This window comes from Shewanella sp. KCT (assembly GCF_007636505.1).
In the GTDB taxonomy this organism is placed as follows: domain Bacteria; phylum Pseudomonadota; class Gammaproteobacteria; order Enterobacterales; family Shewanellaceae; genus Shewanella; species Shewanella halotolerans.
Window position 1 is genome coordinate 554,593 of record NZ_LVDJ01000001.1, and the last position, 14,358, is coordinate 568,950.

10 protein-coding genes are annotated in these 14,358 nt (G+C 51.7%); 4 read left to right on the top strand and 6 right to left on the bottom strand.

What is annotated here, in order from left to right; all coding sequences use genetic code 11:
- Positions 1 to 49: 49 nt before the first annotated feature.
- Both AYI87_RS02455 and AYI87_RS02460 read left to right on the top strand, forming a co-directional pair.
- Positions 50 to 2,065, top strand: a complete 2,016-nt coding sequence (locus AYI87_RS02455) for an NADPH-dependent 2,4-dienoyl-CoA reductase (protein ID WP_144199259.1) — start codon at positions 50 to 52, stop codon at positions 2,063 to 2,065.
- 234 nt (positions 2,066 to 2,299) lie between these two features.
- Entirely contained in the window at positions 2,300 to 2,707 is a 408-nt protein-coding gene (locus AYI87_RS02460) for a YciI family protein (RefSeq protein WP_258406266.1), read from the top strand.
- Positions 2,708 to 3,043: 336 nt separating this feature from the next.
- Here the strand turns inward: AYI87_RS02460 and yfaE are convergent, their stop codons facing one another.
- From yfaE to ubiG, 5 genes are all read right to left on the bottom strand, one after another.
- Positions 3,044 to 3,424 (bottom strand): class I ribonucleotide reductase maintenance protein YfaE, encoded by a 381-nt coding sequence (yfaE, locus tag AYI87_RS02465; protein ID WP_144199263.1) that lies wholly within the window; start codon positions 3,422 to 3,424, stop codon positions 3,044 to 3,046.
- Positions 3,393 to 4,523 (bottom strand): class Ia ribonucleoside-diphosphate reductase subunit beta, encoded by a 1,131-nt coding sequence (gene nrdB, locus AYI87_RS02470; protein ID WP_011865743.1) that lies wholly within the window; start codon positions 4,521 to 4,523, stop codon positions 3,393 to 3,395. Before nrdB ends, yfaE begins: the two co-directional genes overlap by 32 nt.
- A gap of 59 nt (positions 4,524 to 4,582) precedes the next feature.
- A complete protein-coding gene (gene nrdA / locus AYI87_RS02475; RefSeq protein WP_144199265.1) occupies positions 4,583 to 6,871 on the bottom strand; it encodes a class 1a ribonucleoside-diphosphate reductase subunit alpha in 2,289 nt (762 codons plus the stop codon).
- Positions 6,872 to 7,373: 502 nt separating this feature from the next.
- Entirely contained in the window at positions 7,374 to 8,093 is a 720-nt protein-coding gene (locus tag AYI87_RS02480; protein ID WP_144199267.1) for an HAD family hydrolase, read from the bottom strand.
- Complete coding sequence (gene ubiG / locus AYI87_RS02485; RefSeq protein ID WP_260865052.1) at positions 8,086 to 8,874, bottom strand: bifunctional 2-polyprenyl-6-hydroxyphenol methylase/3-demethylubiquinol 3-O-methyltransferase UbiG; 789 nt, start codon at positions 8,872 to 8,874, stop codon at positions 8,086 to 8,088. The genes AYI87_RS02480 and ubiG overlap by 8 nt, the downstream gene beginning before the upstream one ends.
- Before the next feature lie 253 nt (positions 8,875 to 9,127).
- Between ubiG and gyrA the strand changes: the two genes are divergently transcribed.
- Both gyrA and serC read left to right on the top strand, forming a co-directional pair.
- Positions 9,128 to 11,767, top strand: coding sequence for a DNA topoisomerase (ATP-hydrolyzing) subunit A (gyrA, locus tag AYI87_RS02490; protein ID WP_144199271.1), 2,640 nt, complete (start codon positions 9,128 to 9,130; stop codon positions 11,765 to 11,767).
- A gap of 130 nt (positions 11,768 to 11,897) precedes the next feature.
- On the top strand, positions 11,898 to 12,992 hold the full coding sequence (gene serC / locus AYI87_RS02495) for a 3-phosphoserine/phosphohydroxythreonine transaminase (protein WP_144199273.1): 1,095 nt from the start codon (positions 11,898 to 11,900) through the stop codon (positions 12,990 to 12,992).
- Between the two features lie 66 nt (positions 12,993 to 13,058).
- Here the strand turns inward: serC and AYI87_RS02500 are convergent, their stop codons facing one another.
- The gene (locus AYI87_RS02500) at positions 13,059 to 14,249 is read right to left on the bottom strand and encodes an amino acid aminotransferase (protein ID WP_144199274.1); all 1,191 of its coding nucleotides are present in this window, start codon (positions 14,247 to 14,249) and stop codon (positions 13,059 to 13,061) included.
- Positions 14,250 to 14,358: the final 109 nt, after the last annotated feature.

Consider the following 14,358-nt stretch of genomic DNA (forward strand, 5'->3'; position numbering starts at 1 on the left):
AAACAGCGGGTATGCTGATTTAAATCACTTGTTTAAAAAGGATGTTTAAATGTCGTTTCCGCATTTATTAGAACCCTTAGATCTCGGCTTCACACAACTGAAGAATCGTGTGCTCATGGGCTCCATGCACACCGGGCTCGAAGAAGAAAAGGGCGGTTTTGAGAAACTGGCAAAATTCTACCAAGAACGTGCTGCCGGTGGTGTTGGCCTGATTGTGACTGGCGGGATCTCGCCTAACCTCAGAGGCCGTTTGGCGCCCAATGCTTGTCAGCTAAGCTTCCCCTGGCAGGTCGCCAAGCATAAGGTCGTCACCAGCGCGGTGCATGAGGCGGGCGGTAAGATCTGTATGCAGATCCTGCACGCCGGACGTTACGGTTATCATCCTTTTTCACAGGCGCCCAGCAAGATCAAGTCGCCTATTACCCCCTTTACTCCCTCGGCCATGTCGGCCCGTCAGGTAATAAGCACCATCAAAGACTACGCCACCACGGCGGCGCTGGCCAAGAAGGCGGGCTACGATGGCGTGGAGGTGATGGGATCTGAAGGTTACCTAATCAATCAGTTTATTTGCGCCAGAACCAATAAGCGCAGCGACGAGTGGGGCGGTGAGTTCAGCCAAAGAGCCAAGTTCCCGGTGGAGATCGTCAAGGCGATCCGTGAAAGGGTCGGCAGCGATTTCATCATAGTGTTTCGCCTCTCTATGCTTGATCTGGTGGATAACGGCTCCTCCTGGGAGGAGGTGGTGCAGCTGGCCAAGTGGCTGGAGAGCGCCGGCGTGACCATCATCAACACAGGCATAGGCTGGCATGAGGCCAGGGTACCTACCATTGCGACTAGTGTGCCTCGCGGCGCCTTTGCCTGGGTGACTGAGCGCCTCAAGCAAGAGGTGAGCGTGCCGCTTATCGCCACTAACCGTATCAATACCCCTGAGATCGGCGAGCAGATCATTGCCTCGGGTCAGGCTGATATGGTCTCTATGGCCCGCCCTTTCCTGGCCGATGCCGAGTTCGTCAATAAGGCGGCCGCGGGCGAGAGTCAGCTGATCAACACCTGTATCGGGTGTAATCAGGCCTGTCTGGATCATACCTTCGCGTTGAAACGCGCTACCTGTCTGGTCAACCCCAGAGCCTGTTACGAGACCGAGCTTAATTTTGTGCCGGCGACGCACAAGAAACGCATTGCCGTCATGGGCGCAGGCCCAGCCGGAATGGCGTTTTCCATCCATGCAGCTAGCCGAGGCCATCAGGTGGTGCTGTTTGAGGCCAAGGGGGAGGTCGGTGGTCAGTTTAACCTCGCCCGTAAGATCCCGGGTAAAGAGGAGTTTGATGAAACCATCCGCTATTTCACCGAGCAGATGAAGCTCAACAAGGTCGAGCTAAGGCTTAACACACGGCTAGACGCCTCAGTGGTTAGAGACGAGCCCTTCGATGAGGTAGTGATCGCCGCCGGTGTTGTGCCAAGAGCGCTCGACCTGCCCGGTTTCGACAGCCCCAAGGTGGTGAATTACCAACAGGTGCTGAACGGCGAGGTCGAGGTAGGCGAGCGGGTTGCTCTGATCGGCGCCGGTGGTATCGGCTTCGATATGGCTCACTATCTCGGAGAGCTGGAGTCGACCACACTCAAGCCTGATACCTGGCTCAAGCAGTGGGGCATAGACAAAGCCTATGGTGAGCGAGGCGGTTTAACCACGCCTCAGCTGGAACACACAAGCCGAAAAATTTATCTATTGCAGCGTAAAACCAGCAAGATGGGCAAGGGACTCGGTAAAACCACAGGTTGGATCCACCGCGCTGTGGCTAAGCACCATGATGTCGAGATGCTAAACGGTGTCAGCTACCAGAAGTTCGATGAGCAAGGCCTACATATCAAAGTCGGTGAGGCGGCTCAGGTTCTTGAGGTTGACAATGTGGTGTTATGTGCCGGACAAGAGTCTAATCGCAGCTTGGTCGATGAGATGAACAACACAGGTCTGCAAGTGCATCTTATTGGCGGTGTAGATGTAGCCGCCGAGCTCGATGCCAAACGAGCGATCCGCCAAGGCGCAGAGTTGGCCGCAAGCATCTAAAAAATTAAAAAGTCGGCTACCGTTAGCTTGTGGTTATTAAACTAGCTTGCGGTTATAAAATGTGAAAAGCTAATCCTTTGGGTTAGCTTTTTTTATGGTCTTGACATAACTTAAGCTAATGCTTACTAAGTGGATTAGATAATGAACGAAACTAGAACAAAAGCTAATACTAGAACGAGTACCAAAAACCATCGCTTGCTCGTTACCTTATTGGGCGCAGTAGCGGCTCTGGTGGTGAGTTTGCCTCTTAGAGCCGAAAGCTATGATGCCGAGCTCGCGGCAAGAGTCGGCGCCGATGAGTATGGCATGAAGCGTTACGTGATGGCTATGCTCAAGAGCGGCCCTAACCGAAGCCAATCTGAAGTAGAGGCAGAGCGGCTGCAGCGGGCACACCTGGATAATATCGGCCGACTGGCCGAGGAGGGTAAACTGGTGCTCGCGGGGCCCTTCTTGGAAGAGGGCAATTTAAGAGGGATTTATATCTTTAACGTCACCAGTGTCGAGGAGGCCAAGGCGTTAACCGAGTCCGATCCCGCCATTAAGGCCGGACGCCTGGTGATGGAGCTGCATCCCTGGTATGGCAGCGCCGCCCTGATGGAGGTAAACCGACTACACCATAAGCTGGCAAAGAAGGCGATTTAACATATTATCTTGCGGATCTGTTCTACCCACCTGCTCTTTTACCACTGTCCTTTGCATCACTTATCGTATCTGTTTAATAGAACGTTCTAGTGAAACGGCAAAGGATTGCCAGAATGTAATCAGAGTTTTACCAGGGATTTTGCTTGGAGATAGCTTGGAACTAGCTTGGAACTAGCTTGGAGATAGGCTGTTTTTGCCAAGGGTTAGTTTAGGCCATGTTTGAGGCGAGATTGGGCTAAGCCTAGTTAGGCTTAGTTTCAAGTCAGACTTAGTTTTAGGTCAGGCCTAGTTTCAGGTCAGACTTAGATTTAGGTCAGGCCTAGTTTCAGCTGCACGCTATTCGGCGGTGCAGGCAATAGGCTCTGTTGCATGAGGCGTGACCACCTCGGCGCCTTGGGCCGATAATGCCAGGTCGAGATCGCCGTCGGGATGACAGCAGCAGGGCAGACACTCATCTGCCTCCAGTTCGACCAGCGGCTCTGTGTGATAGACCACGCTACCGCGATTAATCTTGGTCTTGCAGGCACCACAAAAGCCGTTACGACACTCAGAGAAGATACGAACCTTCTTCTGCTCGAGTGCCGCCAACAGGCTCTGGTGGTTACTGGTATAGAGGAGTACAGGCTGTCCATGAAGGCTCACGATCGGAGCCTTCTTAAAGACGGCCTGACTAAAGACCGTCTTGTTAGAGATCAAAGTCGGCAAACTCACTCTCATCCACAGACGCGTCAATTTGACCAACCAGGTAAGAAGACACCTCTACTTCCTGTGGCGCTACCTGTACCGAGTCACTCTCCAGCCAGTTCTTCATCCACGGCAGCGGGTTACTCTGGTCGGCATAAGGGCTTACCAGGTTGACCGACTTCATACGCTCGTTGGTGATGTACTCGACATACTGGCAGAGGATCTGCTCGTTCAGGCCTATCATAGAGCCATCTTTGAACAGGTACTTAGCCCACTCTTTCTCTTGCTCAGCCGCCTTAACGAAAATGTCGATCGCCGTCTGTTCGCACTCTTTGGCGATCTCGGCCATCTCTGGGTCATCCTTGCCACCTTGCATCAGCTTAAGAATATGCTGGGTGCTGTTAAGGTGCAGGGCTTCATCACGGGCGATGAGGCGGATGATCTTGGCGTTACCTTCCATCAGCTTGCGCTCGGCGAACGCAAATGAGCAGGCGAAGCTGACGTAGAAACGGATCGCCTCGAGCACGTTAACCGACATCATACACAGGTAGAGGGCTTTCTTGATCGCGCGGGTGGTGACCTCAACAGTCTTGCCGTTGATCTCATGGGTGCCTTCACCCATGAGGTGATAGATCTGGCTCAGCTCGATCAGATTATCGTAGTAATCGGCGATATCGCTGGCGCGCTTGAGGATCTCTTCGTTTTGTACGATATCGTCAAATACGACTGAAGGATCGTTAACGATATTACGAATGATGTGGGTGTAAGAGCGCGAGTGAATCGTTTCAGAGAAAGACCAGGTCTCGATCCAGGTCTCAAGTTCCGGCAGCGACACCAGCGGCAGGAAGGCAACGTTTGGCGAGCGGCCTTGAATTGAGTCCAGTAGGGTCTGGTACTTGAGGTTAGAGATGAAGATATGCTTCTCGTGATCCGGCAGCGCCGCGTAATCGATCTTGTCTTTGCTGACGTCAACTTCTTCAGGACGCCAGAAGAAGGAGAGTTGCTTCTCGATCAGTTTCTCGAACACTTCATATTTTTGAATATCGTAACGGGCAACGTTAACCGATTGGCCGAGGAACATAGGTTCCAGCAGGGCATTGTTAGGTGTTTGACAAAATGTTGAATAGGCCATTTTTCTATCTTCCGATAAAGGGGGCAAAGCCCCCTGATAAAAGGTTAAAACACGTAGAGTTAGATCTTACATGCGCCGCCTGCGCAGCTATCGTCTTCTTTCTCAATGGAGGTGATATCGTCATATTTGTCTGACGCACCGTCACGCGTGTTGTGATAGTAAAGTGTCTTCACACCGTATTTATATGCGGTCAACAGGTCCTTCAGCAGCACCTGCATAGGCACCTTGGCACCTGGGAAGCGGCTTGGGTCATAGTTGGTGTTGGCCGAGATAGATTGGTCAACAAACTTCTGCATCAAACCGACCAGCTGCAGGTAACCTTCGTTGCCTGGCATCTGCCACAGTAGCTCATAGCTGTATTGGTACTTCTCGAAATCAGGGACCACCTGTTTGAGCTGGCCATCCTTACTCGCTTTAACGCTGATCAGGCCGCGCGGTGGCTCGATACCGTTAGTCGCGTTAGAGATCTGCGATGAGGTCTCTGATGGCATTAGGGCTGACAGGGTCGAGTTACGCAGGCCATGAGTCTTGATCTCTTCACGCAGGGTTTCCCAGTCCATGTGTAGTGGCTCGTCACAGATCTTATCGAGGTCGCGCTTGTAGGTATCGATAGGCAGGATACCCTTAGCGTAATTGGTCTCGTGGAAGGCAGGGCAGGCGCCTTGCTCTTTTGCCAGATTCATCGAGGCCTTCAGCAGATAGTACTGGATCGCCTCGAAGGTTTTGTGGGTGATGCCGTTGGCGCTGCCGTCTGAATAACGCACGCCTTCTTTAGCCAGGTAGTTGGCAAAGTTGATCACGCCTATACCCAGGGTACGACGGTTCATCGAGCCCTTATGTGCCGAGATGATAGGGTAGTCTTGGTAGTCGAGTAGGCTATCGAGCGCGCGCACGGCCAAATCTGCCAGGCTTTCCAGCTCATCAAGCTTCTTGATGGCGCCCAGGTTCAACGCAGATAGGGTACACAGGGCGATCTCGCCATCTGGATCGTCGATGTTGTTCAGCGGCTTGGTCGGCAATGCGATCTCAAGACACAGGTTCGACTGACGAACAGGGGCAACCTTAGCATCGAACGGGCTGTGGGTATTACAGTGATCGACGTTCTGGATATAGATACGACCGGTAGAGGCACGCTCCTGCATCATCAAGGAGAACAGCTCGACCGCCTTGATCTGCTTCTTACGTATGCTCTCATCCTGCTCATACTTCACATACAGACGCTCGAACTCTGCCTGATCTTCGAAGAAGGCATCGTACAGCCCTGGGACGTCTGATGGACTGAATAGCGTGATCATGCCGCCCTGGATAAGACGTTGGTACATCAGCTTGTTCAGCTGCACCCCGTAGTCCAGGTGACGGATACGGTTATCTTCGACGCCGCGGTTGTTCTTAAGTACCAGCAGAGACTCAACTTCCAGGTGCCACATAGGGTAGAAGAGGGTCGCCGCACCGCCGCGCACGCCACCTTGTGAGCAAGATTTCACCGCCGTCTGGAAATACTTATAGAAAGGCAGACAACCTGTGTGGAATGCCTCGCCGCCGCGAATTGGGCTACCCAGCGCGCGAATACGACCTGCGTTGACCCCTATGCCGGCACGTTGCGACACATACTTCACGATAGAAGAGGCGGTCGCATTGATTGAGTCTAAGCTGTCGCCACATTCGATCAGCACGCAAGAGCTAAACTGACGTGTTGGTGTACGCACACCAGACATGATAGGTGTCGGTAGCGAGATCTTAAAGGTCGAGGTCGCGTCATAGAAATCTTTAACGTACTGAAGACGCGTCTCTTTCGGGTAGTTGGCGAACAGACAAGCCGCTACCAGAATATAGAGGAACTGCGCACTCTCGTAGACTTCGTGAGTCACACGGTTTTGAACCAGGTACTTACCTTCTAACTGCTTAACCGCAGCATAAGAGAAGTTCATGTCGCGCCAGTGGTCGATATAGCTGTCGAGCGTGTCTAACTCCTCGCGGCTATAGTCGTTCAGAATATGCGTGTCATATTTACCCAGCTCAACCAACTTCACCACATGGTCGTAAAGCGAAGGCGGCTCAAACTGGCCGAAGGCTTTCTTACGCAGGTGGAAGATGGCCAGACGTGCAGAGAGGAATTGATAGTCTGGTGACTCTGGCGAGATAAGGTCGGCAGCGGCCTTAATTATGGTTTCGTGGATCGCTTCAGTTGGAATTCCATCATAAAACTGAAGGTGTGAACGTAATTCGACTTCCGATACTGAGACGTTATTCAGTCCTTTGGCCGCCCAAGTGATCACTCGGTGGATCTTATCGAGATCGATGGTTTCACGTTCGCCACTGCGCTTCGTGACTTGCATATTGCTGTTCATTGAAGATAAGCCTTGAATTAAATATCGCTGGGAGGGAAAACTCCACCCTACGTTTCCATGTAAAAACAATCGAAGATGTTAAAAAAAGTACCTGAGCACTACTGCAGTTCTAGTGGCTTCGACCGCCGCCCATACACAAGATATGGTGTTTTTTCTTTTATAGGATACAAGATAGTGAGGTTGGTGGGATATTGCAAGCGGGTTTTTAGGGGACAAGTTGTGGATATCTTGGGGGTAAACCAAAGGGTTAGTAATGGCTTACCTTTAACCCTTGTTTTCAATTATGATAGCACCGGCGGGTCAAGTTTTAGGCGACTGATTCTCCCTATCATGAAAGCTAAAATATTGGCCAGATCCTGAGGATCTTTTGGCGCCGAAAAAGGATCGCGATCTCAGCCTGGACGACTTTTTACTGACGTGTCACACGCCCTAGCACCAGAGCGCGTGACGCATCTCATTTAATCGTGACTTAACCGCTACTTATGCACGATTTAACTGCGACTTAGCCCTGTCTTAGGAGTTCAAGCACGGATACCGGGGTGTCGAAGCCAAAGTCGTGGGGCCAGAGGTGCGCCTGATCATTGTTTCCAATATAACCCCAATGGGCAATGCCCCCCAGCATGTCGCTATTGCGGGCCGCTTCGAGGTCGCGCTTAGCATCACCTAGGTAGAGAATTCCCTGGCAGCTGACGCCAATTTGCGACGCTGCCAAACGCATGGGCGCAGGATGGGGTTTACTCTGAGTGGTGGAGTCGCCGCTGATGATGGCCGGCATCTTGTTGGCTAAGGCAAGCCTGTGCAGCAAAGGCCGCGCAAAGCGCGCCGCCTTATTGGTGACGACACCGAAGGGAATGCGTTGCTCGCTGAGGTGCTCGAGCAGGGGACTCATGCCATCAAACAGCTTGGCCTCTTGGCCGTTAACATTATGGTAGTGCTCAAGCAGCGCCTGCTGGATTGCCGCTTTTTCCTCATCATTAAGATGAGGCTGGGCGGCGCTAACTAACGCCAGGCTGCCATGGGACGCGGCAAAGCGAATATCTTCAAGATGTTGGCTCGGCAGCCCAAAGTCTTTTAGCGCCAAGTTAAGCGCCAGCACGAGATCGGGCGCCGTATCCACTAGGGTGCCATCGAGATCAAACAGCACACCTTTTATTGGCCTAGTCGCAGTTCGCGTACCATCAATCGTTTCAGCGTTAGCACCTGGCACGATTTGATCAGTCATCCTGCTTAACCGTGGCGATCATATAGTTGACATCTAGCGACTTGGTGTAGCGGAAAATCTCCGTCAGCGGATTGTAGGTGATGCCGGTCGCATCGACGCACTCGAGATCTACCGCATCCGCCATGCCAATAAGTTCGGCAGGCTTGATGTACTTCTTATGATCGTGGGTGCCTACCGGTAGCATCTTAAGCAGGTACTCGGCGCCAATCACAGTCTCTACATAGGCTCTGATGTTGCGGTTAATGGTCGAGAAGAACACATAGCCGCCAGGCTTAACCATGTCGCTACAGGCCTTGATAACAGAGGCAGGGTCGGGCACATGCTCGAGCATCTCCATGCAGGTGACCACATCATAGTGGCCCTGATGACTGTCTCTGTGATGCTCTGCCGTGTCCTGGATATAGTTGATCTCGACACCCATCTCTAAGGCGTGAAGTTTCGCGACATCGAGGGGCTCGGCGCCCATGTCCAGCCCATCTACCTTGGCGCCAAGACGTGCCATGCTCTCAGAGAGAATACCGCCGCCACAGCCGACATCCAGCACACGCTTACCAAACAGACCGCCGACGGCTTGATCGATATAGTTCAGTCTCAGGGGATTGAGCTTATGGATGGGTTTAAATTCTCCTTCGGGGTCCCACCAAGTGGCAGCCATCTTCTCAAACTTAGCTATTTCTTGTGGATCGACATTGGCATTATTAGTCTCAGAAAAATTTGTCTCAGAAAGGTTAGACACGGAGAGTCCTCTGAAGGGAATAAATGATGTAGCTATTATACCCATCGCCTTAGATAAACAAAGGAGAACCCGGCGAAAATGTCTGCTTTGTCATCAGATTGCTGTTAAAGCGCTCATCTTGGTCAAAACGAGGCGGGGTTTTGGGTCGTAAACAGATATTTGGCGTGAAATTTCAATAGGGTCTAGCGCCTTTAAATATCTGTGTTAGAATGCCAAATCACGTTTTCAGGCTTGGTAAAATATTGCCTGGTTTTTAAGCAGTATTTTGTCGGCTAAATTTCAAGGGATCGAGCAGTTTATGACTGATCTGGCTTCATCTATAACACCAATTAATATTGAAGACGAATTAAAGAATTCATATTTGGATTACGCCATGAGCGTGATCGTGGGCCGTGCGTTACCCGATGTACGTGACGGTCTAAAGCCGGTTCATCGCCGCGTATTATTCGCGATGAACGAGTTGAAGAACGATTGGAACAAACCTTATAAGAAGTCGGCGCGTGTCGTCGGTGACGTTATCGGTAAATATCATCCACACGGTGACTCAGCGGTTTACGACACTATCGTTCGTATGGCGCAGCCATTCTCTATGCGCTACACCTTGGTCGATGGTCAGGGTAACTTTGGTTCGGTCGATGGTGACGCGGCAGCGGCCATGCGTTATACCGAAATTCGTATGGACAAGCTGGCGCATCAACTGCTGGCTGACCTAGAGAAAGAAACCGTCGACTACGTACCTAACTATGATGGTACAGAGCAGATCCCGGCGGTACTGCCAACCCGTATTCCGGCCCTGCTGGTGAATGGTTCATCGGGTATCGCCGTAGGTATGGCGACCAACATTCCTCCTCATAACCTGTCAGAAGTGATCTCCGGCTGTTTGGCACTGATCGATGAGCCTAGTCTCTCTATCGAGCAGCTGATGGAACATATTCCAGGGCCAGATTTCCCAACGGCGGCGATCGTCAACGGCCGTAAGGGTATCGAAGATGCCTATAAGACGGGTCGTGGTAAGGCGGTCATGCGTGCCCGCGCAACCGTTGAGACTGAAGACAACGGTCGTGAGCGCATTATCGTTACCGAGATCCCTTATCAGGTAAACAAGGCTCGTCTGATCGAGAAGATCGCCGAGCTGGTAAAAGATAAGAAGATCGAAGGCATCAGCGGACTGCGCGACGAGTCAGACAAAGACGGTATGCGTATCGTTATCGAAGTGAAGCGCGGCGAAGTGGGTGAGGTGATCCTCAACAACCTTTACGCCCAGACTCAGCTGCAAACCTCTTTCGGTATCAACATGGTGGCCCTGACCAATGGTCAGCCTAAACTGTTCAACCTTAAAGAGATGCTCGAGTGCTTCATCCTTCATCGTCGTGAAGTGGTGACCCGTCGTACCGTATTCGAACTGCGTAAGGCTCGCGAACGTGCTCATATCCTTGAAGCACTGGCGATTGCTCTTGCTAACATCGACCCTATCATTGCGCTTATCAAGGCGTCACCAACCCCTGCCGAAGCAAAGACTAAGCTGGTTTCTCAAGGCTGGGCCCTTGGCAATGTACAAGGCATGCTGGAGAAGGCCGGTGATGATGCGGCGCGTCCAGAGTGGCTGTCGGCAGAATTCGGTATTCGTGATGGTCTCTACTATCTGACCGAGCAACAGGCTCAGGCGATTCTAGACTTGCGTCTGCATAAGCTGACCGGTTTGGAACATGAGAAGATCCTAAGCGAATATGAAGAGCTGCTAGAGCTGATTGCAGCCCTGCTATATATCCTCCGCAGCCCTGAGCGTTTGATGGAAGTGATCAAAGAAGAGCTTCAGGAAGTGCTGGAAGTATTTGGCGATGAGCGTCGCACCGAGCTTAACGCCTCTGCAGTCGACATCAGTCTTGAAGATCTTATCAATGAAGAAGATGTGGTCGTAACTCTGTCGCATCTGGGTTACGCCAAGTATCAGCCTTTGAGCGATTACCAAGCCCAGCGCCGTGGTGGTAAAGGTAAGGCCGCGACTAAGGTGAAAGATGAAGATTTCGTCGAGAAACTGCTGGTCGCCAACACCCACGATACCATCTTGTGTTTCTCTGACTTCGGTAAGATGTACTGGCTCAAGGTGTACCAGCTGCCGCTGGCAAGCCGTCAGGCACGTGGTCGTCCTATTATCAACCTGCTGCCGCTGGCGGAAGGTGAGCGCATTACCGCTATCTTGCCGGTGCGTGATTACGACGCCGACAAGTATGTGATCATGGCGACTTCTCACGGCACCGTGAAGAAGACCTCGCTGGATCAATACTCTCGTCCAAGAGCCAACGGTATCATCGCCGTTAACCTGAAAGATGGCGACCAGCTGATTGGCGTCGATATCACTAACGGTGATAACGAGGTGATGCTCTTCTCTAACGAAGGTAAGGTCGTTCGCTTTAGCGAAGATCAGGTTCGTGGCATGGGCCGCACCGCAACAGGTGTTCGCGGTATCAAGCTCGAAGATGGCCAGAGCGTAGTCTCACTCATCGTACCTAAGAACGACGGTGCAATCCTGACCGTTACCGAGAATGGTTATGGTAAGCGCACCGAGCTGGATGAATACCCAGCTAAGAGCCGCGCAACCAAGGGTGTAGTATCGATCAAGGTGAGCGAGCGTAACGGCGCCGTCGTCGGGGCGGTACAAGTACTCGAAAACGATGAGATCATGTTGATCAGCGACAAGGGTACCCTGGTTCGTACACCAGCATCTGGCGTATCGACTATTGGTCGTAACACTCAAGGTGTGACCATTATCCGTACGGCAACCGACGAGACGGTTGTTGGGCTGCAGCGTATCGATGAGATCCAAGATGAACAGGAGTTTGACGAAGAGGGCAACCCTATCATCACTGATACTGTCGATGAGCAGCAAGTCGAAGGCGAAGCGCCCGAGGCCGAGCCAGACGTTGAGCCAAACGAATAACGTTTAACGAAATTAACGGGCGTCCTTATGGACGCTCGTTTTGTTTCGGCAAGTGAAACCCGATAATAAAATACGCCAATGGCATTTAATCTGACGCAACACAGTTGAAAGAAGAGCAAAGGAGAAAGCAGTGAGCGCGACATATAATTTCTGTGCAGGGCCGGCCATGTTACCTCAGCCCGTGATGCAAAAAGCACAAGAGGAGTTATTGGATTGGAACGGGCAGGGTGTCTCCGTAATGGAGATCAGCCATCGTAGTAAAGAGTTTATCGCGCTTACCGAACAGGCCGAGGCCGACATCAGAGATTTGATGAATATTCCCAGCAACTACCATGTGCTATTTATGCATGGTGGCGGTCGCGGACAGTTCGCCGCTGTCGTGAATAATTTATTGGGTGAACAGGGTAAGGCCCTCTATCTGGTCGATGGCAGCTGGTCATCTGCCGCTGTCGAAGAAGCCAAGAAATTGGCCGGCGACGCCCAGATAGATACCTTAAACATTGTCGAAAAAGTCAATGGTATCAGCCGTATCGTGGTGCCAGATCTTAATGAGATCAAACAAGATTATCGTTACCTGCACTACTGCCCAAATGAGACGGTAGATGGTATCGAAATTTTTGAAGAGATTAATTCACCTTGGCCGATTGTTGCCGACATGTCTTCAAACATCATGTCTCGAGAGATAGATGTCAGCCGTTATGGACTCATCTATGCCGGCGCCCAGAAGAATATCGGACCATCGGGCTTAAGCATCGTCATCGTTCGCGACGATTTACTTGCGTATCCGCAGCTGACCCAGGCATCTATCATGGACTATCGCCTAGCGGTAAAACATGACTCCATGTTCAACACACCGCCGACCTTTGCCTGGTATCTGGCTGCAGAAGTCTTCAAATGGCTCAAGGCTCAGGGTGGCGTGGCCGAGGTTGCCAAGGTCAATGATCGCAAGGCCGAGACGCTTTATGCCTATATCGACAGCTGCGATTTCTATGAAAACCGCGTCGCGGTTGCTAACCGCTCGAAGATGAACGTGACCTTCTATCTGAAAGATGAGTCGTTGAACGAGCCGTTTTTGGCAGAAGCTAAGGCCGCAGGCTTAGTAGCGCTAAAGGGTCATCGCAGTGTCGGCGGTATGCGCGCCAGCCTATATAACGCCATGCCATTAGTGGGTGTCGAGGCTTTGGTGAGCTTCATGAAAGCCTTCGCCGATAAACACGCAGCCTAACTGTAAAGAACATCAAAACATAAAGGGGACCAAATGGTCCCCTTTTTTATGAGTTTTCAGGCTGTATTACAACACCTTGGCGATAGACTCCGCCAGATAATCGACATTGCCTTCACCAATACCTGCGATGCTGATGCGGCTAGAATCGACCATGTAGATGCTGTGATCCGCCTGAAGCTTAGCGACTTGCTCTGGGGTAACGCCGAGGAAGGAGAACATGCCTTTCTGCTTGGCGATAAAGCTAAAGTCTCGGGTGACGCCTTTTTCGATCAGCTTATTGACCAGCATGGCGCGGTTGCCGTTAATGCGATCGCGCATGACCTTCAACTCATCTAGCCATTGCTGCTTAAGCTCACTCGATCCCAGAATCGTCTCTACGATGGCGGCGCCATGGGCCGGCGGCATAGAGTAGATGCAGCGCACCACATAGAGCAGCACCGAATAGGCCACATTGGCCGAATGACTGTCTTTGCCGACGATAGAACAGGCGCCGATACGCTCACGATAGAGGCCGAAGTTTTTCGAGCAAGAGCTACACAGGATCATATCATCGACGTTAGCGGCCATCTGACGCACACCATAGGCATCTTCATCGACACCATCGCCAAAGCCTTGATAGGCCATGTCGATGAGCGGTGTGAACCCCTGTTGCTTGGTCAAGGCGATCACCTGATCCCACTGTTCGTTAGTGAGATCCATGCCACTTGGGTTGTGACAACAGGCGTGGAATAAGACCACATCGTCGGCGCCAATCTGGGAAAGGGCTGCCAGCATCTCGTAAAATTTCAGTGTTTTGTTTTGATAGTCGTAGTAAGGGTAGGTCTTAACCTGAATGCCCGCTGCTTCAAATAAACCTGTGTGGTTAGCCCAGGTTGGGTCGCTGACCCAGATGACACTATTTGGGTTAATACGCTTGATGAAATCAGCGGCCACTCTGAGCGCACCTGTGCCACCCGGTGTAGAGACGGTGCGAATGCGATCGGCAAGTAGCGCAGGGTTATCTTGGCCAAATGCCAGTTCACCTATGAGTTGGTTGAAGGCAGGAGAGCCCGTGGGACCTATGTAAACTTTGGTTGCCTCTGTGTCGATACGGTGCTGCTCGGCGCGTTTGACACAGGCTAAAATCGGGGTGTTTCCCGCTTCATCCTTGTATACACCTACGCCCAGATCCACCTTGTTTGCATGGGGATCTTCACGGAATTTTGTCATTAGCCCTAGGATAGGATCGGCGGGCATAGGGGAAAGATTCTCGAACATGGCTCCAACTACCTTATGTCTTGTTATAGGCCCTAAATGGCCTTCGCTGTGCGTAGCCTTAGGATAAACTAATTTTGCGCGGAATTTACAGCGCAATGCGAGATTTTAT